We start from the raw sequence: 19,418 nt of genomic DNA, 5'->3' as shown, positions 1-19,418 counted from the left end.
GGGGCGGACAGTTTCATGGATTATCAGGTACACGACAGCGCCATCGTCGATGAGGGCGCGCAAATCGGCAGTGGCTCGCGCATCTGGCACTTCGTGCATGTGTGCGGCGGTGCCCGGGTGGGCCGCAATGTGTCCATGGGTCAGAACGTGTTCGTTGGCAATAAAGTGACCATCGGCGACGATTGCAAGATCCAGAACAACGTGTCCATCTACGACAACGTGCACCTGGAAGACGGCGTCTTCTGCGGCCCCAGCATGGTGTTCACCAACGTCTACAACCCGCGCTCCTTTATCCAGCGCAAGGATGAATACCGCGACACCCTGATTCGCACCGGCGCCACCCTGGGCGCCAACTGCACCATCGTGTGCGGGGTCACCGTGGGCGCTCACGCCTTTGTCGGCGCCGGCGCCGTGGTCAACAAGGATGTGCCGGCCTACGCCCTGGTGGTGGGCGTGCCCGGCCGGCAGATCGGCTGGATGAGCGAGTTCGGCGCGCAGCTGGACCTGCCCCTGGACGGCGAGGGCCGGGCGGTGTGTCCGCACACCGGCGCGGTTTATGTACTGCGCGGCAAGGCCCTGACCAAAGAGGCTGGCTGATGCAGTTTATTGATCTCCATGCCCAGCAGGCGCGCATCAAGGCCGCCGTCGACGCTAATATCCAGGCCGTACTGGCCCACGGCCAGTACATCAAGGGCCCGGAAGTGGCCGAGCTGGAACACAAGCTGGCCGCCTTTACCGGCGCCGGCCATTGTATTGGCGTGGGCAACGGCACCGACGCCCTGCAGATCGCCCTGATGGCCGTGGGTATCGGCCCCGGCGACGAGGTGATTACCCCCGGCTTTACCTTTATCGCCACCGCCGAAGCGGTGGCCGTCACCGGTGCCCGCCCGGTGTACGCGGACATCGACCCGCGCACCTACAACCTGGACCCGGCCGGCCTGGAAGCGCTGATCACACAGCGCACCAAGGCCATTATTCCGGTGTCTCTGTACGGCCAGTGCGCCGACTTCGACGCCATCAACGCGGTGGCCGAACGCCACGGCCTGGTGGTGATCGAGGACGCCGCCCAGAGCCTGGGCGCCACCTACAAGGGCCGCCGCTCCGGCAGCCTGAGCCACATCGCCACTACCTCGTTCTTCCCCAGCAAGCCGCTGGGGGCCTACGGGGACGGGGGCGCCCTGTTCACCAGCGACGACACGCTGGCGGAGCGCATCCGCCAGATCGCCAATCACGGCCAGGACCGCCGCTATCACCACGCCCGGGTGGGCCTGAACAGCCGCCTGGATACCCTGCAGGCGGCCATTCTGCTGGCCAAGCTGGGGATCTTCGAGGACGAGCTGGCCCGCCGGGACCGGGTGGCCGCCGCCTACACCGGCAAACTGAACGCCGCCGGCCTGGACACCACCCCGGTGGTGGAAGCCCACAACGTCAGCGCCTGGGCTCAGTACACCGTGCGGGTGCCCGAGCGGGACCGGGTGCAGGCCCGCCTCAAGGAAGCGGGCATCCCCACCGCGGTGCATTACCCGATCCCGCTGAACCGCCAGCCGGCGGTGGTGGACCCGGATGCCCGCCTGCCCGTGGGCGACGCCATGGCCGGGCAGGTGATGAGCCTGCCCATGCACCCCTACCTGGAAGACGACGATCTGAACCGGGTGGTGGAGGCGCTGGCCGGGGCCCTGGCATGACCGGGGCGAGTAGGAAAGTGGCGCATTTGTGTCTGTCCAACTACTACATGGACGACCGGGCCTACCAGGAAAACGAGCTGATCGAGGAGCATGCCCGCCAGGGCCACCAGGTGCTGGTGATCGCCTCCACCCAGGTGCTCAATACCGAGCGCCAGCGGGAATTCGTGGCGCCCGGACGCTACCGCAATGACCACGGTGTGGACGTGGTGCGGTTGCCGTATCACCCGGCGCTGCCCCACCGTCTGGCGAAAAGCCTGCGGGTGCATCGCGGTGTCTACCAACTGTTGGAAGCGTTCGCCCCGGATGCCATCCTGTTCCACGGTATGTGCGGCTGGGAGCTGCTCACGGTGCGCCGTTACAAGCAGGCGCACCCGGAGGTGAAGTTCTACGTGGACACCCACACCGACTTTATCAACAGCGCCCGGGGCCCGGTATCCAAGTGGGGCCTGCACTACCTGTATTACCGGCCCATCGTGCACCGCTGCCTGAACGCGATCGACCGGGTCCTGTACATCTCCGCGCTCACCGGCCGGTTCGCCCGGGACTTCTATGGCGTACCGGACAGCAAGCTGGAATTTTACCCCCTGGGCGGTCATCCGGTGCCCGATGACGAGTACCGGCGGCTGCGCGAGACCATCCGGGCGGACCTGGCGGTGCCCGCCCACGGCACCCTGTTCGTGCAGTCCGGCAAGCAGGCCTCGCACAAGAAGATTCTGGAGGCCCTGCGGGCCTTTGCCGAAGTGCCGGACCCGGACTTCCGCCTGGTGATCGCCGGCTCCCTGCTGGAGGAGGTCCGGGAGGAAGCGGAAGCCCTGATTCAGGTGGACCCCCGGGTGCGCTTCCTGGGCTGGCAAAGCCCGGCGCAACTGAAAGCGCTGCTGTGCGCCGCCGACGTCTACCTGCAGCCGGGCAGCCAGTCGTCCACCATGCAGACCAGCCTGTGCTGCCGCTGCGCGCTGATTCTGGAAGACATGGAAGGGCACGAAATCTATACCGACGGAACCGGCTGGCGGGTCACCGATCAGGCCGGTATCGTCGCGGCACTGCAAGAGATTCAATCCGGCGCCGCCGATCTGGACGCCATGAAGGGCAGGGCGGAAGCGCTGGCCCGGAACAAGCTGGATTACGCGGTACTGGCCCGCCGGATACTGCACTAAGTAGGAGCTTATGAAGAACTTCGCCATGATCGGCGCCGCCGGCTACATCGCCCCGCGCCATATGCAGGCCATCAAGGCCACCGGTAACCGGCTGGTGGCGGCCCTGGATCCCAACGACTCCGTGGGCATCATCGACAGCTACTTTCCGGACGCGGACTTCTTCACCGAGTTCGAGCGCTTCGACCGGCACATCGACAAGCTGCGCCGCCAGCGGGACGAGCAGAAGGTGGATTACGTCTCCATCTGCTCCCCCAACTACCTGCACGACAGCCATATGCGCTTCGCCCTGCGCTCCGGCGCCGACGCCATCTGCGAAAAGCCCATCGTGCTGAACCCCTGGAACATCGACGGGCTGCTGGAGATCGAGAAAGACACCGGCCGGCGCATCAACACCATCCTGCAGCTGCGCGTGCACCCGTCCATCGTCGCCCTGCGCGAAAAGGTCCAGGCGGGGAACCGGGACCACAAACACGAGGTGGACCTGACCTACATCACCTCACGGGGCCACTGGTACCTGCAGTCCTGGAAGGGCGACGAGAAGAAATCCGGCGGCATCGCCACCAACATCGGCGTGCACTTCTACGACATGCTGCACTTTATCTTCGGTGAACTGCAGGACAACGTGGTGCACCACAGCGACGCCACCAGCGCCGCCGGCTACCTGGAATACGAGAAGGCCCGGGTGCGCTGGTTCTTGTCCGTGGACTACCGGTACGTGCCGGACAGCGCCAAGGCGGACGGCCAGCGCACCTACCGGTCGATCACCGTGGACGGCGAGGAGATCGAATTCTCCGGCGGCTTCACCGACCTGCACACTCGCAGCTACGAGGAGATCCTGGCCGGGCGCGGCTATGGGCTTGAGGCCAATCGGGTGGCGATTGAAACGGTGGCGCACATCCGCAACGCCGAGCCGCTGGGGCTGACCGGGGACTATCACCCGTTTTTGGGAAACTGATCGGGTGGCAAGTCTGCTGTTGCTGACCATTAATTACCCGTATCCCCCGGGAGAACAGTTTCTGGAAGATGAAATCGGGTATTGGGCCGATAGCGGTTTCCAGGACATCCGCATTTTGCCGGCCCTGGGAGCCGGTGAGCCCAGGCCGGTCCCGAAGCGGCTTGAAGTTTCGGAGCCTCGCGAAACAGTGCCCAGGGCAGCGATGGTCAGCGCGCTTTTCAGTGCGTTGTTCTCCGCTACTTTCAGAAATGAGGTCCGCTATCTTCGCTCGCAAGCAAAACTGACGCTGGCCACCGTCTGGTTGGCCCTGAAAGAAACCACACAGGTTAAAATCGCCGAAAGGCGTCTGAAACGATTCCTTGCCGACAATCCAACGGACGTCATCTACAGCTATTGGAACAATGCCGCCGCGTACGCGGCTTGTGAGCAGAAGCGAAAAGGGTGGCCAGGCAAAGTGGTCTCTAGGGCGCATCGGGCGGACCTCTACGAAGAGGAGCGAGCCCACGAGTATATGCCTTTGAAACGCCAGTACGTGGACAGTTTTGATACGGTGTTCTGCCTGTCAGCGGAAGCGGCGGATTACTTCCACGCGCGCTTCGGTGGCACAAGACAAAGCGTACAGGTGGCACCGTTAGGTGTACCAGTGGGCACGGCAATGACCTCGCGGAGCCCGAAAGGGAATGTGCATATCCTGTCGCTGTCTTTTTGTGCTCCGGTGAAACGCATAGATCGAATCCTGGAAGCGGTCGAGCAGTTCGCGGCGAAAATTCCGGATCTTTCGGTCTCCTGGACGCACATCGGCCATGGGCCTCTATACGAAGCGCTGAAAACCGAGGCGGAGTCCCGAGCCCGGCGCCTGGCAAACCTGAGATGCCGGTTTACCGGCGCTCTGGAACACGACCGAGTGAAACAATTCTTCGAGGACAACCCCGTTGACGTATTCATCAACAGCAGTGCCTCGGAGGGCATGCCGGTCTCCATCATGGAGGCCATGAGCTTCGGTGTACCGGTGATCGCTCCCGATGTCGGCAGTGTCGCCGGTCTGGTATCCGATGAGCGTGGTCGTTTGCTGAAGTCGGAACCCGGCCCTCGGGATATCGCGGACGCTATTGAGGAGTGTGTACTGGCACCGATGGCGCGCAGAGAGGTCATGGCGGAGTCAGCCAGGCGGCATATAGAAGAATACTTCAATGCCAATAGGAACTATCCAGCATTCGTTGATGCTGTGGAACGGATATCGGGTAAGGCTTAATCAACATGAACTCAGGTGCGTACCAGCTCAATAAAAAAATATTCGGTAGAAATTTCCGATTCGTATCCGATGGGCGATGGCAGGACTGCCTGAGTGCTTCGCTGGATCTGTATACGTCCGTGGAAGAGGATGATCCGGACGTGATCGTCTCTTTCATTGACGAAGAGTTTATCGAAAGCGGTTTTGCGAACAATCCCAAGATATTCAAAAGAAATGAGACTGCCCTGCAGGTTGATTTCGGCGGGACGGTAGTCGCGTGGGATAATATTGGTGCAAAGCCACTGAATGTCTTTGTGGTAGCAAGAGAACCCAATTACAGGACGATGATCGGCTATCTGAAGAAGCTGATATCCATGGAGTATCCCTCTCGGATTGAATGGTTCGAGCAGATTCTGCATGAACTGATCCTTATCCCTACAGTGTATTTTTTGCCCGGCCTTGCGCCCATCCATGCGGCCTGCGTGGGAACCAGGGGCGGATGTGTGTTGTTGACCGGTACGGGCGGTGTAGGCAAATCTTCCGCATTGCTATCCTTTGTCGATAACGAAGAGGTTGCCTTTATCTCAGACGACATCGCAGTTCTGGATGCTGATGGCGTGGTCTACGGGAATATGGCCTGGCCAAAAATCTATGGATACAACTGTGTCGGCAATGGTCTGGAGAAGAGGATTCTTGCTGGTCGAAATTTTCTTAACAGGCTTCACTTTCATATCAAGAATAAAAGAAATCCTTCGAGAGTCAGAAGGAAGATGCGGCCAAATCAGCTATTTGAGAGCTGCATTGCCGATGGCTGCCAACTAAAAGAAGTGTGCTTCCTGATAAAAAATGACGTAGAAACCATGAGCCTGCAGAATCTGAGTAGGGAGGCCTCAGTGGACCTGGCCTTTGAGGTGATGAGTGCTGAATATCAGGTCTTCCACAAGTTCATAAATTGGGAAAAGTACAACGCGCTCGCTTGCGGTGCCGTGCCCCATATCACCATGAGTGATGTATCAGATAAGTGGAAGACGATATATGGCCAGGCTTTTTCGAAACAATCCGAAAAGCTGGAAATTCCCGTGATCGTGGATCACGTGGCTTATCAAAAGAGGGTCAACGAAGTGACCCGTCGCCTTCTTACATAAAGAAAGGGAAAATCCACAGGATGTTCGGCAGGTTAAAGCAGAGTACGTTTTCGTCCTCCGTCAGACGTAATGTCGGCATGACGCTAGGGCGCCAGCTTTTAGCGGCACTTGCACAGCTCTTTCTGGTCGTACTGATCGCCCGACACCTTGGGCCCGAAGGCAACGGTTTCTACGCAATGGCGGTATTGTTGCCGTCTCTGCTGGCCAATTTCCTGAATTTCGGTGTGGGGCCCGCCACGGTCTATTATGTAAGTCGCCGAGATTTGAGCGTCCGGGAAGCTCTGTTTGGCAACGTGCGGCTCGCCTTTACAGTGTCTTGCGTGGGCATCGCCGTAGCGTTACCAGTGGTCTGGATCTGGGGGAAGACGCTGTTTCCCGGGGTTCCGACGCTGTTGCTATACATCGGTTTGATCAGCTTTCCTCTCACGCTTCTGATGGCGTACTTGACTGTGATCCTGCAGGGTAAGGAGAACTTCAAGGCCTATAACTTAACCGTATTGTGTCCTCCGTTCGCGAACCTTGCGGGTATTGTCATAGCGCTTTTTCTGCTGGATGGTGGCGTGGCGGGGGCAATGATGGCTTACCTGGTTGCCCAGGTTGCCGGTGTGATGCTGGCTCTCGCCCTGGTTCTACAGGCGCAGAGAGCGGACCCTGCACCGAACGCCACTCAGGGATATGCTCAATACGGTCGAAAGATTCTGAGTTACGGCTGGAAGGCCCATCTATCAAACGTCCTGACGTTTGTGAACTATCGTGCCGACATTTTTCTGGTGAATCTCTTTCTAACGCCTGTCGCCACGGGTATCTACGTTATTGCCGTCCAGATAGCCGAAAAGCTCTGGATGCTTTCACAAGCGGTATGCAGCGTGCTGCTTCCCCGACTTGCCGCCATGCACGCCGACCCCATGGGTAGATTGGCACTGACCAACAAAGGGTTCTGGGCCGTGGCGGGCCTCACGGCGTTGTTGGGCGGAGCAGCCGCAGGCGCATTGTATTGGCTGGTCGCTCCCGTATTTGGGGAGCAGTATCAGGAAGCATGGCCGGCTTTTGTATGGCTGCTACCCGGAATCATCGCCGGGGCGGGTGCCCGCGTTCAATCCAGCTGTATCGCGGCCGCCGGCAAGCCTGAGTGGAATATGTATGTGGCACTCGGTACGGTGACCATCAATATCCTGGCCAACCTCCTTCTGATTCCGAGTAACGGCATTATCGGCGCGGCCTTGGCCACGAGCCTTGCGTACGGCTGTAACGCCATCGTCAAGTTCTGGCTGGTAAGAAAAACGTTGGCCGCTACCGCGTACTGAGGGGCCGTTCACCTTTGTGATGGTGGCGCGGCTGATCGGTGATAAGGGCGTGCGGGAGTACGTGGCCGCCGCCGCTCAGGTGGCCTGGCGGCGTCCGGACGTGCGTTTTCTGCTGATCGGGCCGCAGGGGGTGAGCAACAGCAGTGCCATCCCACCGGACGAGGTGGCGCGCTGGCGGGAGGCGGGCGTGGTCGAGTCCCTGGCCGCCTGTATGCAGGACGGCCTCGCGTTGCCCCGCGAGACCCTGGCGGCGGCGGGGCAGGCCGCCCGCCGGCGCATCGAGGCGGAGTTCGACGAGCGCCTGGTGGTGCGGGCGGCGTTGGATTGCCTGGAGGGCGCCCGCCCGTAACCCCCCAAGCCTGCGTCCGCTTTGGCTTACATCCTTTTCCGTTTTGGCTGACAGATGCTGGCCCGCTTGCTGATTATACTGGTCATAAGGTCAGTATCTGGGGGCGAGGGATGGCACAGCATGACACCGGCTACAAGCTGCTGTTCGCGCACAAGGAGATGGTGCGGGATCCAGGACCTGATTCTCTAAGGCTCGATCCCATCGAATTGTTGTCGCTTGACAACAAATATGAGAGCCGATAGGTTTTGGGGGAAGATCGATATGGCGCGTGGAAAGCATCCCAAGGCGGCCATCGAAAAGGCGCTTCAGTATGCTGAAGCCAGAGGGTGGACGGTGCGAAAGGCCGGCAAAAGTGCACACGCCTGGGGTGTTCTTGAGTGCCCGAACAATGACCCCGAGTGCCGTTGTGGCAAGTTCTGCCGAAATGGGGTCTGGTCCACGCCCAGGAACGCGGAGGCCCATGCGCGAGCTATCATTAAATGGGTGGAAAAGTGTAAGTACACCGGAGGTGGGGAATGAGTACGTTTGAATTCCAGCTTCATTTTCAGCTTCCTGACGGCGAGGCCGACCCCGAACTCTGGCTGGACGCTCTGTTCGAGGCAGGCTGTGACGATGCCTTGGTTGGTCTCGCCTCCCACGGCTATCTGTCCCTCGACTTCAACCGAGAAGCGCCGACCGCCTGGGAAGCGCTGCAAACCGCCGTGCGAGACGTAAAAACGGCTATCCCAGAAGCGCGATTGGTCTCTGCAGGGCCGGATTTGCTTAATTTATCTGAGCTCGCCGAGCTGATGACGGACAGGCTGGCAAAAGTCACCCGGCAGGCGATGCGTAAGTATGCGAAAGGTGAAGTGAAAAGAACCGCCACGCGATTCCCGTCGCCCCGGGTATCCGGAGGCACCCCCCTTTGGCACGCGGATGAAGTTCTCGCATGGATGATGGACAATCGGAAAATTCAGGCGACATCAGAGCCTGCGCAATCGCTTATCACGCTGGCTTCCGCGATACGAATGCTGAACAGCACCAAGGAATACCACCAGAGCCGTGCCGCTGCCCCTGAGTTAATCCAAAAGGCTGAACAGCTCCTGGTGAGCTGATCACCACCACCGGCTCTTGCCATTTGTTGGTGCCGCCGTCCGCTTTGGCTTACATCCTTTTCCGTTTTGGCTGACAGATGCTGGCCCGCTTGCTGATTATACTGGTCATAAGGTCAGTATTTGGGGGCGAGGGATGGCACAGCATGACACCGGCTACAAGCTGCTGTTCGCGCACAAGGAGATGGTGCGGGATCCAGAACCTGATTCGACGCGGCGAAGTGGAACGAGGTGGCGCTCTGCCACTGGTTTTGCCGATTGTTTTATATAATGGACAACGCCGCCGGGGCGAGAGCCTCGACCCATCGTTGGATTGGCAAAGCATACACAGCCTGGAGGAGGCCGACACCATGCTCGAAGATCGCATTAAGGAATGGAAAGCACAGTACCGGCGAGAGGGCCTGCAAGAGGGCCGCGAGGAAGGCCGTCAAGAAGGCCGTCAAGAAGGCCGCCAGGAAGGCCGCCAGGAAGGCCGCCAGGAAGGCTCCACCATCGAGGCACGCCTGATTCTCTCACGCCTGCTGGCCCGGCGTTTCGGCACATTGCCGGCGGAGGTGCGCGAACGGTTGGACCAGGCACCGCTGGAGCAGCTGGAAGACTGGATCGATCGGTTCTACGACGCGGGCTCGCTGGAGCAGGTGTTCCACTAGCGATCCGGTCGCCTGGAGCATCGAGGCGGAGGTCGGCGAGCGCCTGGTAATAATAATCAGGCGTATGTCCGTGGGGGCGTGGAAGAGCCGTTCTCTGGCTATTGTTCGGCGTTCTCCGGTAAGTAGCTAGCGAGCCAGCCTTACGGGAGTTCTTTTGGGAGCATCTAAGCGTATTGGGAGCAGGGTTGGTGACCGAGTTCCGGCGTGAGAAGCTTGGTGTTGGCCGTGGGCGTCGGGGTAAGGCTCCGAGGCGGCGAGAGGGTGGCGTGTGCTGAAGTCCCGTTTTTTTGGGCTTTTTGTGTGTGGGGCAATCTGGGTTGTCGTGCTTGCCGGAATGTTTGTTCCCAAGGCCGTGGTTGACGCTTTTGAGGTCAACCAGTTTGATAAGGTTCTGCATTTGGGTGCCTTATTGGCCATGGTCGTCACCGCCCGCTGTGTGCTGCACCGGCTCCCTTCTTCCCTGTTTTGGAGTGGCGCGTTGTTTTGGGCGGTAGCGCTTGAGGCGCTGCAACCCGTCCTGCAGGCTTCCAGAGAATTCAACTGGCTGGACGTGGCCGCCAATCTGGCGGGCGTATTGGCCGCGGCGCTGGTGCTGTGGTTGTTTGGTCTGGCGAGAGCGGATAGCTGATCCAGGGCGTTCGATCAGCGTTCGGCGGGGTGGTCCGGTTCTGGATGGTGTAATGGCTATCGGACGGGCTATACAAGGTGTATAAATAATCATCAATCCGTGCCGGGGGCATAATGGGAGATCCGCTGGATCGGCTGGAGGGCGTGACCTTCGTGCGTGCGTCCTTCTCCGCCGTCGCCTTCGACGACTGGCTGCGAGTAATGAAGCGGCAGCTGGACCTGATGACTCTGTTGGCTCGTTGTCAGCTGCATGCGGTGGGGTATGTGGCGGGCCACACCTGCGGGTGCGGCGGGCACACGCCGTTGTCGGCCTACCCCCGGGCGTGCTGCCTGGGGCTGGTGCGTTCCCATTTGCTGATGGCGGAGCTGTCGTTGTCCGGCGCCTGGCTGGACGGGCTGGCACGGGATTATCTCCAGGCCGGTTCCAGCGACCTGGAGCGTTCGTTCACCGAGTGCTGTGAGGAGCGGGTGGCCGCGGGGTTGATCACCCTCACCGGGTGGTGCGGCGCGCTGCATCATGCGGTGCTGGCCCTGGCCTGCGACGAGTTGGATGCCGGCCGGGTCACGGCCTTGGATCTGAGGCTATTGGGACAGGTGGAGAAGTTGGCGGGGTAGGGAAGCGTGATCATTCATCACCACGGAGCGGTGGACGGCGTTACCGGTTCTTGCCATGAACTGGTGCTGGGGCCGGACGCCAGCCTGTTGATCGATTGCGGGCTGTTTCAGGGCGAGGACGCGGCGCCCCGGGGTGGGCCGGACCAGTTGGCCATCGGATTTGATGTTGGCCGGATCAAGGCTCTGGTGGTCACCCATGTGCATATCGATCATGTGGGCCGTATTCCCTGGTTGCTGGCCGCCGGCTTCGACGGTCCGATTCTGTGCAGCGAGCCGTCCGCTCGGTTGCTGCCGCTGGTTTTGGAGGACGCCTTCAAGTTGAGCTTGAGCCGCCAGACCGAGGCGGTGGAGCGCTATCTCAAGGTGATCGAACAGCGTCTGGTGGCGTTGCCCTACGACCGGTGGCACCGGGTGCGCGGCGAGGCGCGCATCCGTCTGCGGCGGGCCGGGCATATTCTCGGGTCCGCCTATGTGGAGTGCGACCTGGCCGGGCACCGGACGGTGTTCTCCGGCGATCTGGGCGCGCCCCACGCGCCCTTACTGGACCCGCCGGAGCCGCCGGAGGGGTGCGATACCCTGGTGATCGAGAGCACCTACGGCGACCGCCAACACCAGGGGCGGGCGCGCCGCCGGGAACGGTTGGCGGCGGTGCTGCGGCGGGCGCTGCGCGACCAGGGCACGGTGCTGATTCCGGCTTTCAGCATCGGCCGCACCCAGGAGCTGCTCTACGAACTGGAAGACATCATCGAGGAGGGCGGCGATGGCGAGGTGGTGGACGGGCTGCCCTGGCGCCAGCTGCCGGTGATTCTGGATTCCCCGCTGGCCAGCCGTTTTACCCGGGTGTACCGGGAACTGGCGCATTTCTGGCCGGCGGAGGCGCGGGCGCGCCGGGCCGTCGGGCGCCGGCCGCTGGCCTTCGAGCAGCGGCTTACCGTGGACGACCACGATGCTCACCGGCGCATGGTGCGCCACCTGGCGGAGAGCCGCCGTCCAGCCGTGGTGATCGCCGCCAGCGGTATGTGCACCGGCGGGCGCATCGTCAACTACCTGAAGGCCATGCTCGGCGACCCGCGCCACAATGTGCTGTTCGTGGGCTACCAGGCCGCCGGCACCCCCGGCCGGGATATTCAGACCCATGGCCCGAAGGGCGGCTATGTGGACCTGGACGACGAGCGTATTACCATCCGCGCCGGCATCGAGACCCTTGGCGGTTACTCCGCCCACGCCGACCGGGACGGTCTGATCCAGTTCGTCACCGGCCAGCGGCGCTGGCCCTCGCGCATTCTGATCGTGCATGGCGATCCTGACGCCAAACAGGCCCTGGCCGACGCCCTGCGGCAACGCTACCGGGAGGCCGGCAGGGCGGTGTCGGTGGAATGTCCTCCGTGTGACCCGGCATAGCTTGAGATAAATTCTGGTATTAGAAGCGTTATTCGGTTTCCGGTAGTATGAGATCGACGCTCATTTCTTAATCAAAGGTTTAGATGGAAATGCAACAGCAAGGGCATTTCAACATACCCGGACGGCTCCCGTTCCTGGAGGCGGTATGTTGGGATTTGCGCGATGTGCATGACCTCACCCTGGACGAAATGCTCAACCGTTATGAACGAGGTTGGGGATACCGGGGAGCGCTGGCCGATCTGGAAGGTCAGGAGAGAGCTTTTGTCCATAAACTTGCCGTGGCCAAGGGATCTTGGCTGCAAGTAGATGTTTGATCACGAACATCATGGCAAGATTCTGAGTGTTCTCGACGCTTTAGATCCCTCCATCTTCGAAAAAACCGGGACTTGCTTTGGCGGAGGCACCCTGATTGCCTTGCTCCACGATGAATATCGCTGGAGCGAGGGTATCGGTTTTCGATGTCCCGTGGGGCCCGGGTATCGCGACTTGCGTAAAGCGGCCGCTCAGGCCGGACATGCTCCCACCTTTCTCTTCCAAAACGTGGATGGTCTGGAGTTCCCGCGCGAACTTCGGGCGGACCAATATGGTATCCGCTTTCTGGTGATTGCTGATGGCACGCCCATCAAGTTCGAGATTGTGACCGAGGCCAGGATTGAGCTCGGTGAGCCCGAAAGATTCAGCTGGCTGAACACTCCTTGTCTGAACCGTGTGGATCGATACGCGGAAAAATTGTTGGCGAATGCGGATCGATGGGCGGATTCGGCCATCGAATCCCGTGATTTAATTGATTTGGCGGTTCTCCGGCTGCATGAGGGGCTGTGCGATGAGGCTATCGCTAAAGCTGAGGAGGCCTATCCCGTCGTGGACCCGCTCGGCAAGGCCTTGCAAAAGTTTCAATCCTCCCAGGCTTATCGAGGCAAATGCTTCGACGCACTGCAGATCCGGGACCGGTCCCTGATTATCGACGGCATTGACCTGCTTGCGACGGATCAGGGCATGGGGCGAACCGAGCGTTCCCGCGACGAACTCTGATTTGTCTTGCCGGCCCTGGTCCTGGTGTTGTCGGGGCGGCTGTTTCATCCTTGAGCGATAAGGCATCCGGTTTGTCCCTCTTTGCTTCCACCATTCTGTTTGTTTTCCCCGTTGCGTTGATGCTCTCGCCCTGGTCGGCGGGGTTGGTGGCGCTATTGGCCGGCGGTTGGGCACTGGTGGCCCTTCGCCGGCCGGCCGGGGCATCGCCGGGGGGCGGGCTGCCGGTCGGGTTCGCTGCCTGGCTGTGGGCCCTGTTGGCGTTCGGCGGCCATTGGCTGCTGGATGCCGGACGCGGCGGCGCGGTGCCGATGGCGGCGCACACCCTGGCTTCCTTGCCGTATTGGCCGCTGGCGGCCGCCGGGCTGTTTCTGGCATGGCGGCGCTTTCCGCCGGCGCCGGAGGCGCTGTGGTGGGGCGCGGCCTTGGCGGCGGCGGTGGCCGGTGCGCTGCTGCTGTATCAGTGGGGTGGCACGGTGCGGGTCCGTGTGCGGACCGACATGAATGCTATTCCGTTCGGTAATCTTTCCCTGTGTTTCGGCGTATTGGCGCTGTTGGGGGGCCTGTTCCCGCGTCGCGACCCACATCGGGCCGCGCTTCTGGCATTGGCCGGTTTGCTTGGCCTGGTGGCCTCGTTGCTGTCCGGCACCCGGGGTGGCTGGGTCACCTTGCCGGCGGTGGCACTGATGCTGGCCGCCTGGCGGGGTGGGGCGCTGTGGCGGGGCTGGCGACGGTTGCCGGTGGGCTGGCGTCTGTTCGGTTGGGCGGTGTTGGTGGGCTTGGCGGTGTTCGCGGCGGCTCGGGTGGGCCCCCGGGTGGACGATCTGCTCAGCGATCTGCGACGTTTCTCGGCGGAGGGCAACACGCGCACCTCGGTGGGCCTGCGGTTGGACATGTGGCGCACCGCCTGGGCGCTGTTCCTGCAGAAACCCTGGCTGGGTTGGGGCGAACAGGGTCTGGCCCTGGAGCTGCAACGCCTGATCCTGGCCGGGCGGTTGAACGAACAGGCGCAGTATTTCGGCTACCAACTGCACAGCGACGTGCTGGACACCCTGGCCCGACGGGGCCTGCTGGGGCTGGGCACTTTGCTGCCGTTGTACCTGGTGCCGGCCTGGCTGTTGCTGCGGCGGTTGCGCGGGCCGCACGCGGTGGTGGCCATGGCGGGCCTGGTGACGGTGGTGATGTTCGCGGGCTTCGGGCTGACCCAGAGTCAGTTACGGGACCCGTACACTCTGGCGGCCTATCTGGTACTGGTGTCCGGGACGGTGGCGATGGTGGGCCAGGTGGGTGGCGGAGAGCGGCGCGGGTAGGGGTTTATCAATTCGATGCAATTTTTTACGAAAATGTACCTTTCACGTGAACAGCGTGCGAGCGATTGTCATGTGAATCGCTTACACTGCGCACCGGCTTGAGAGTTTTGAGATAATCCCGGCGCCGACCTTAGAGAGTACCATCCTTTCTTCGTAGATGCGTACCCCTTATTTCGGGTCTGTTCGGAATTTTGTGGGCTGGTTAGCGTTCGGCCTGTCAACCAATACCTTTAAGGAAATCGGCATGGAAGTCGGAGTACTGGGATCATTTCTGGTACCGCTTAGCAGCATGCTCGCCGCGTTCGGGTTTTTGCCCCTGGCCCATCGGACGGGCTTTGTGGATCACCCCAATGGTCGTAAGCAGCATGCGGCGCCGGTGCCGCTGACCGGCGGCGTCGTGGTGTTTGTCGGTCTGATGGCGGCCGGTCTGGCCACCGGATTGTGGGATGGCGAGGGCTGGGGTTGGTTCCTGGCCGCCGCGGTGATCCTGACCACCGTGGGCACCCTGGACGACATCTACGACCTGAGCGCCCGTTGGCGTTTTCTGATCCAGGGCGTCACCGTGACCCTGGCCTGCGCCGTTTCCGGTGTTTATATCAACAGCCTGGGCCTGCTGATGGGCGACAGCGTGCTGTTGCTGGGCGGTCTGTTCGGGCTGGTTTTCACCCTGGTGTGCGCGCTGGCGTGCATTAACGCCTACAACATGATCGATGGCATCGACGGTCAGGCCGGCTGTGTAACGCTGATTACGCTGGCGGGCGTGGCGGTGCTGTCCACCGTTTCCGGCCATCACAACACCGGCTTGTTCGCCGGGCTTTCCTGCCTGGCGCTGCTGGTTTATCTGATGTTCAACCTGGAAGTGCCCTGGCTGCGTGGCCGCAAGATGTTCCTGGGCGACGGCGGCTCCAATCTTCTGGGCTTTCTGGTGCTGTGGCTGGTGGTGTTGGGCAGCCAGCGCGACGGCAGTTTCCCGCCGATTGTGGCGGTGTGGCTGGTGGGCGTGCCGATCCTGGATATGCTCGCGGTATTCATGCGCCGCACGCTGAGCGGCCGTTCACCGTTCAGCGCCGACCGCACCCATATTCACCACCTGTTGCTGGATCATGGGTTCAACGCTCGTCAGGCGCTGATCATGGTGGCGGCCATGCATATGGCCATGGTCGGTTTCGGGGTGCTGGGTACCCTGGCTGGTTGGTCGGAATTTACTCTAACGGTGGGCACTTTCGTGGCCGGCGGCGCCTACTTCTCCCTGAGCTTCCTGCTCGGCACCGGCCGCCTTACCGCCCTGGTGGCCTCGCGCACTGACCGCTGAGGCCCGGCCTTCACTCAGACTCAGGGATCCCTCGGCGGCCGCTGGCGGCCGATGATCTCGGTGGGCTCGCCGATCCAGATCATCTTGTAGCCGCATTCCTCCAGGGCGCGCAGGGCCGGTTCCTCGTGATCGCGGAAGGCCTCGGGGATGGCGGTGGGCATGTTCAGGTGCAGGCGCACCAGGCCGGCGGCCAGATCCTGGCTGGGGCGGCGCGGGTAGCGCACCAGAATCACCTGTTCCAGGCCGGAAGGGGTCTCCAGGACCACCGTCCAGACCTTCTCATAAACGTCCATGTCCATGTTGGTTGTCTCCTTGTACGTTGGTACAGCTTTGCACGCCCGGGAGACAACCGTCTGTAGGATATGGAGCAAATCCTTGTAGGATAAAACTTACGCCGGGCAGGCCCGTGGGCCCGCGCCCCTAGTGGGACGCCAGGCGCACGCCCAGAAGCCGGTACCCGGCGCCTTCCAGGGCGCGCAGGCTGGCATCTTCCTGGTCCCGGTATTCCCGGGGCGGGGATATCGGCATGCCCAGCGCCATTCGCGCGAAGCCGGCGGCGAAGTCCTTGGTGGGCTGCCGTGGGTAACTCACGGGTATCGATTGGCGTTTTCCGTTGGGGGTTTCCAGCAGCACCATCCAGGTCTGGTTGATTTCCATTCCATTGCTCTCCATGCCGTTGCTCTCCATGCGATTGCGGTCCATGTCATTGCTCTCCCTGCTATTCCCTGTTGGCAAAATAATGTCAAAGCGACACCCCGCTGTCTGTAGGAAAAAGCTGAAAATACCATGGTCAATTTCCTACAAAGCGCGTACAACAAATGAGAACGATTAACTCCTTGATTCCATTGAAAAATCACCTCTTTGGGGTGGCGTTTTACGGGGCATGACGGCATACTCTGCGCACATTCCAGGCCACCAACGCTGTTCAAGGAGCGCCCCCCATGAAAGGTCATCCGGACGTGATCGAATGTTTGCAGGATTTGTTGCGCGGCGAGCTGGCCGCCCGCGACCAGTATTTCCTGCATTCGCGCCAGTACGAAGACCAGGGCTACGGCAAGCTCTACGAGCGCATCCATCACGAAATGGAAGAGGAAACCCAGCACGCCGACGCCATCCTGCGCCGCCTGCTGTTTCTGGAAGGCACTCCGGACATGACCCCGAATCCCATGAAGCCGGGGCGCACCCTGATGGAAATGCTGGAGGCGGACCTGCGGTTGGAATACGAGGTGCGTGAGAATCTGGCCAACGCCATCGCCCTGTGCGAATCGGTGCGTGATTACGTCACCCGTGACATGCTGCGCCAGCAACTGGCCGACACCGAGGAAGACCACACCCATTGGCTGGAACAGCAGCTTCGCCTGATCAAGCATATCGGCGAGGAAAATTACCGCCAGTCGCAGATTTCATAAGCCTGCCCCGCCCGCCGGCGCGCTTCCGCGCGTCGGCCCTCATGCTTCGCGTCTCCCCTTGCTCCGTTTCTTTGCTCCATTCGCCAGTGACACCGCCGGTACCCGCGCGGTAATGTGAGGTGTCGGAACCCGGAGTCCTACTATGAATTCGCACATTCGAGATCTTCCCGTCGACCAGCGCCTTCGTCTGGTGGAGGACCTTTGGGACAGCATTGCGGCGGACCAGGGCAACGTGGAACTGACCGCCGCCCATCGGCAGGAACTCGACCGCCGCCTGGACGCCTACCGTCAGGACCCGCTTCCCGGCGCGGACATGCTTGAAGTGCTGGATAGGGTACGCAATCGGCTATGACTCACACCGTCCGGATTCGCCCGGACGCCGAGTGGGATATTGAAGACGCCGCCCGATGGTATGAATCTCAGCAGCGGGGACTGGGGCAGGCCTTTCTCGACTCGGTGTCCGAGACCCTGCATTTGATCCAGGAAAATCCCCTCGCTTTCCCCCGGGTCCACCGGGACTCCCACCGTGCCCTTATACGCAGATTCCCTTTCGGCGTGCATTTTGTTATTTCTGAGGACGCCATTGTCGTGATTGCCGTCATGCACGGCAGCCGTGACCCCCGGCGCTGGAAAACCCGAACCTAGCTTGGTTCATCGCAGCGTTTGTTTGGTGGGGATGGAACCATTCCTTTTTAATTAAAAATAATAAAATGGTAATTCTATGAGGAAAGAAAATAATAAATTTTTCGATGTTGCTATTGTCGCATTGGCTTCAATGGTCGTTGGGATTTCGTTCTATGAAACATATCCACTTGTTGATTATTTGGGCAATTTAATTGCAGAAGGAGTCTTGTGGTCACTGTTGGTTTCTGCTGCTTTTGGTTGGGCACTATTTATCGTAATTGCGCATTATGATCGGAGAATTTTAAGGTTGGCTGATACTGCGTTACCTGAAGAGTTGCGGAGCAACCAGCATGCCTACAACGTTCTGGTGGAATGTGTCGATAGCGAGGATGCCATCGATGGTGCAATAAAGTTGATAGGTCGCTGGGGGATAGGTAAGACCTATTTTGTCAAGAAAATTTTCAGCGATTTTTTGAAAATGAAACGCGCGGCATACGTTAGTGTTGCCGGGATAAAAAGTTATGAAGAGTTAGAGGTCGCAATTTTATCTGAGGTGGCGCCTTCCTTCTGGCGTGAACAAGGTTTGGTTTTTAACCGTTTTCTGTCAGGGATGACTTCCTCTTTTGGTGGTCGGTCGTCGGCATACTTTAAAATGATAGTATCAAACTGCGGAAGGCTGGTAATTATTCTTGATGATGTAGAAAGGGTGGGTGAATGCTTTAAAAATAATTTTTATGAAACTGTATATCGGCTCATGTTGGACACAGGTGTGGTGGTGGTCTACCTATGTAACGAGGAAGAAGAAAGAGCGTCGCAACATGATCTATATATGCGTTCCAAAGAGAAGTTTATTAAAGAAACAGTGACGATAAAATCCTGCCTCAATGCTATTGTGCGGGCCAAAGTTGACGAGATTAAGAGCGACAAGTCGCTTTCCGAAATTGTTCAGATTGCTGAAGAGAATTTGCTTTCCGTTCTGGAGAAGTCTGACATTAGTAGCATTCGAGTTTGGCAGCAGGCTTTGGAGGATGGGCACCGATTTCTTATTTGTGCTCGCGACGAAGGGATAATTAACAGTGATTCGGCGCCTGGATGGCTTCTTCGGGTTGTTGTTCTGAGGGCGGAATCTTATTCGGGGAACTTGGATTTTGAATCCATGTGTCAATACAGGCCTTTCTATAAAAAAGATAATAATACAAAAGAGGATGTTCGAGAGGCTAATAATAAGATTGGAAAAAGGATTTCTTTATACTCAAATCTTGATATTTTTGGATACCATCTGTCTCCGAGGGAGGATTGGGGTAATCCTTTGATCTCTTTTATGTTCAGAGAGGCTGCCCCGGTCAGTTCCGATAATGTATTTCGGAATGTTGCTTGGTTCGCTTTTGGCAAAGAAAATAAACCTGGGTGGTATGGTCTTTGGCGGTGGCGCCAGTTATATATGGCAGGCCTTAGAGTTGCTTTGGAGCGTGTTTCTTCTCAACTAAGAAGAGACGAGTATAGTGAACCGCCCCGGGTATCGAG

The 19,418-nt window shown here is 59.9% G+C and carries 23 protein-coding genes; 21 read left to right on the top strand and 2 right to left on the bottom strand.

Annotation, left to right across the window (positions count from 1 at the left end; all coding sequences use genetic code 11):
- Positions 1-15 precede the first annotated feature (15 nt).
- From FGS76_RS05635 to FGS76_RS05555, 17 genes are all read left to right on the top strand, one after another.
- Positions 16-597: an acyltransferase gene (locus tag FGS76_RS05635; RefSeq protein WP_138771655.1), complete on the top strand. Its 582-nt coding sequence runs from the start codon at positions 16-18 to the stop codon at positions 595-597.
- Entirely contained in the window at positions 597-1,685 is a 1,089-nt protein-coding gene (locus tag FGS76_RS05630; RefSeq protein ID WP_138771654.1) for a DegT/DnrJ/EryC1/StrS family aminotransferase, read from the top strand. Before FGS76_RS05635 ends, FGS76_RS05630 begins: the two co-directional genes overlap by 1 nt.
- Complete coding sequence (locus FGS76_RS05625; protein ID WP_138771653.1) at positions 1,682-2,842, top strand: glycosyltransferase family 4 protein; 1,161 nt, start codon at positions 1,682-1,684, stop codon at positions 2,840-2,842. The genes FGS76_RS05630 and FGS76_RS05625 overlap by 4 nt, the downstream gene beginning before the upstream one ends.
- A gap of 10 nt (positions 2,843-2,852) precedes the next feature.
- On the top strand, positions 2,853-3,797 hold the full coding sequence (locus FGS76_RS05620; RefSeq protein WP_138771652.1) for a Gfo/Idh/MocA family protein: 945 nt from the start codon (positions 2,853-2,855) through the stop codon (positions 3,795-3,797).
- Between the two features lie 4 nt (positions 3,798-3,801).
- Positions 3,802-5,049, top strand: a complete 1,248-nt coding sequence (locus tag FGS76_RS05615) for a glycosyltransferase (RefSeq protein ID WP_138771651.1) — start codon at positions 3,802-3,804, stop codon at positions 5,047-5,049.
- A 119-nt stretch (positions 5,050-5,168) separates the two neighbouring features.
- A complete protein-coding gene (locus FGS76_RS05610; RefSeq protein WP_138771650.1) occupies positions 5,169-6,173 on the top strand; it encodes a phosphoenolpyruvate carboxykinase (ATP) in 1,005 nt (334 codons plus the stop codon).
- A gap of 20 nt (positions 6,174-6,193) precedes the next feature.
- Positions 6,194-7,477, top strand: a complete 1,284-nt coding sequence (locus FGS76_RS05605; RefSeq protein WP_138771649.1) for a flippase — start codon at positions 6,194-6,196, stop codon at positions 7,475-7,477.
- 16 nt (positions 7,478-7,493) lie between these two features.
- The gene (locus FGS76_RS05600) at positions 7,494-7,826 is read left to right on the top strand and encodes a glycosyltransferase family 4 protein (protein ID WP_138771648.1); all 333 of its coding nucleotides are present in this window, start codon (positions 7,494-7,496) and stop codon (positions 7,824-7,826) included.
- Between the two features lie 515 nt (positions 7,827-8,341).
- On the top strand, positions 8,342-8,920 hold the full coding sequence (locus tag FGS76_RS05590) for a DNA-binding protein (protein WP_138771646.1): 579 nt from the start codon (positions 8,342-8,344) through the stop codon (positions 8,918-8,920).
- 347 nt (positions 8,921-9,267) lie between these two features.
- A complete protein-coding gene (locus tag FGS76_RS19610; protein WP_240692433.1) occupies positions 9,268-9,567 on the top strand; it encodes a DUF4351 domain-containing protein in 300 nt (99 codons plus the stop codon).
- Positions 9,568-9,835: 268 nt separating this feature from the next.
- Positions 9,836-10,195, top strand: coding sequence for a VanZ family protein (locus FGS76_RS05580; protein WP_138771644.1), 360 nt, complete (start codon positions 9,836-9,838; stop codon positions 10,193-10,195).
- A 113-nt stretch (positions 10,196-10,308) separates the two neighbouring features.
- Positions 10,309-10,809: a hypothetical protein gene (locus FGS76_RS05575; protein ID WP_138771643.1), complete on the top strand. Its 501-nt coding sequence runs from the start codon at positions 10,309-10,311 to the stop codon at positions 10,807-10,809.
- A 60-nt stretch (positions 10,810-10,869) separates the two neighbouring features.
- Positions 10,870-12,210, top strand: a complete 1,341-nt coding sequence (locus tag FGS76_RS05570) for an MBL fold metallo-hydrolase RNA specificity domain-containing protein (RefSeq protein WP_377899243.1) — start codon at positions 10,870-10,872, stop codon at positions 12,208-12,210.
- 83 nt (positions 12,211-12,293) lie between these two features.
- A complete protein-coding gene (locus FGS76_RS19540) occupies positions 12,294-12,524 on the top strand; it encodes a hypothetical protein (RefSeq protein WP_205717192.1) in 231 nt (76 codons plus the stop codon).
- A complete protein-coding gene (locus FGS76_RS05565; RefSeq protein WP_205717191.1) occupies positions 12,517-13,242 on the top strand; it encodes a nucleotidyl transferase AbiEii/AbiGii toxin family protein in 726 nt (241 codons plus the stop codon). Before FGS76_RS19540 ends, FGS76_RS05565 begins: the two co-directional genes overlap by 8 nt.
- Positions 13,243-13,313: 71 nt before the next feature.
- Positions 13,314-14,549 carry an O-antigen ligase family protein gene (locus FGS76_RS05560; RefSeq protein ID WP_138771642.1) on the top strand — a complete coding sequence of 412 codons (1,236 nt, stop codon included), beginning with the start codon at positions 13,314-13,316 and terminating at the stop codon, positions 14,547-14,549.
- Between the two features lie 244 nt (positions 14,550-14,793).
- Positions 14,794-15,861: a UDP-N-acetylglucosamine--undecaprenyl-phosphate N-acetylglucosaminephosphotransferase gene (locus tag FGS76_RS05555; RefSeq protein ID WP_170214404.1), complete on the top strand. Its 1,068-nt coding sequence runs from the start codon at positions 14,794-14,796 to the stop codon at positions 15,859-15,861.
- A gap of 20 nt (positions 15,862-15,881) precedes the next feature.
- Here the strand turns inward: FGS76_RS05555 and FGS76_RS05550 are convergent, their stop codons facing one another.
- On the bottom strand, positions 15,882-16,160 hold the full coding sequence (locus FGS76_RS05550; RefSeq protein ID WP_138771640.1) for a hypothetical protein: 279 nt from the start codon (positions 16,158-16,160) through the stop codon (positions 15,882-15,884).
- A 121-nt stretch (positions 16,161-16,281) separates the two neighbouring features.
- Positions 16,282-16,563 carry a hypothetical protein gene (locus FGS76_RS05545; protein WP_138771639.1) on the bottom strand — a complete coding sequence of 94 codons (282 nt, stop codon included), beginning with the start codon at positions 16,561-16,563 and terminating at the stop codon, positions 16,282-16,284.
- 239 nt (positions 16,564-16,802) lie between these two features.
- Here FGS76_RS05545 and bfr point away from each other — a divergent pair, with 239 nt between their 5' ends.
- From bfr to FGS76_RS05525, 4 genes are all read left to right on the top strand, one after another.
- Positions 16,803-17,270 carry a bacterioferritin gene (gene bfr, locus FGS76_RS05540; protein ID WP_138771638.1) on the top strand — a complete coding sequence of 156 codons (468 nt, stop codon included), beginning with the start codon at positions 16,803-16,805 and terminating at the stop codon, positions 17,268-17,270.
- 142 nt (positions 17,271-17,412) lie between these two features.
- Positions 17,413-17,622 carry an addiction module protein gene (locus FGS76_RS05535; RefSeq protein WP_138771637.1) on the top strand — a complete coding sequence of 70 codons (210 nt, stop codon included), beginning with the start codon at positions 17,413-17,415 and terminating at the stop codon, positions 17,620-17,622.
- Entirely contained in the window at positions 17,619-17,915 is a 297-nt protein-coding gene (locus FGS76_RS19865) for a type II toxin-antitoxin system RelE/ParE family toxin (RefSeq protein ID WP_138771636.1), read from the top strand. The genes FGS76_RS05535 and FGS76_RS19865 overlap by 4 nt, the downstream gene beginning before the upstream one ends.
- Positions 17,916-17,991: 76 nt before the next feature.
- Positions 17,992-19,418: P-loop NTPase fold protein (locus tag FGS76_RS05525; protein WP_138771635.1), on the top strand; the 1,427-nt coding region annotated here is incomplete at its 3' end.

It is taken from the genome of Alloalcanivorax gelatiniphagus (assembly GCF_005938655.1).
Classification (GTDB): domain Bacteria; phylum Pseudomonadota; class Gammaproteobacteria; order Pseudomonadales; family Alcanivoracaceae; genus Alloalcanivorax; species Alloalcanivorax gelatiniphagus.
This window is presented reverse-complemented; position numbering and strand designations above follow the sequence as displayed.

Coding starts and splice junctions, on each gene's coding strand:
- FGS76_RS05550 (WP_138771640.1), bottom strand. CDS start 16,160: ATGGACATGGACGTTTATGAGAAGGTCTGGACGGTGGTCCTGGAGACC.
- FGS76_RS19610 (WP_240692433.1), top strand. CDS start 9,268: ATGCTCGAAGATCGCATTAAGGAATGGAAAGCACAGTACCGGCGAGAG.
- FGS76_RS05635 (WP_138771655.1), top strand. CDS start 16: ATGGATTATCAGGTACACGACAGCGCCATCGTCGATGAGGGCGCGCAA.
- FGS76_RS05605 (WP_138771649.1), top strand. CDS start 6,194: ATGTTCGGCAGGTTAAAGCAGAGTACGTTTTCGTCCTCCGTCAGACGT.
- FGS76_RS05565 (WP_205717191.1), top strand. CDS start 12,517: ATGTTTGATCACGAACATCATGGCAAGATTCTGAGTGTTCTCGACGCT.
- FGS76_RS05575 (WP_138771643.1), top strand. CDS start 10,309: ATGGGAGATCCGCTGGATCGGCTGGAGGGCGTGACCTTCGTGCGTGCG.
- FGS76_RS19540 (WP_205717192.1), top strand. CDS start 12,294: ATGGAAATGCAACAGCAAGGGCATTTCAACATACCCGGACGGCTCCCG.
- FGS76_RS05535 (WP_138771637.1), top strand. CDS start 17,413: ATGAATTCGCACATTCGAGATCTTCCCGTCGACCAGCGCCTTCGTCTG.
- FGS76_RS05545 (WP_138771639.1), bottom strand. CDS start 16,563: ATGGACCGCAATCGCATGGAGAGCAACGGCATGGAGAGCAATGGAATG.
- bfr (WP_138771638.1), top strand. CDS start 16,803: ATGAAAGGTCATCCGGACGTGATCGAATGTTTGCAGGATTTGTTGCGC.
- FGS76_RS05590 (WP_138771646.1), top strand. CDS start 8,342: ATGAGTACGTTTGAATTCCAGCTTCATTTTCAGCTTCCTGACGGCGAG.
- FGS76_RS05555 (WP_170214404.1), top strand. CDS start 14,794: ATGGAAGTCGGAGTACTGGGATCATTTCTGGTACCGCTTAGCAGCATG.
- FGS76_RS05630 (WP_138771654.1), top strand. CDS start 597: ATGCAGTTTATTGATCTCCATGCCCAGCAGGCGCGCATCAAGGCCGCC.
- FGS76_RS05625 (WP_138771653.1), top strand. CDS start 1,682: ATGACCGGGGCGAGTAGGAAAGTGGCGCATTTGTGTCTGTCCAACTAC.
- FGS76_RS05620 (WP_138771652.1), top strand. CDS start 2,853: ATGAAGAACTTCGCCATGATCGGCGCCGCCGGCTACATCGCCCCGCGC.
- FGS76_RS19865 (WP_138771636.1), top strand. CDS start 17,619: ATGACTCACACCGTCCGGATTCGCCCGGACGCCGAGTGGGATATTGAA.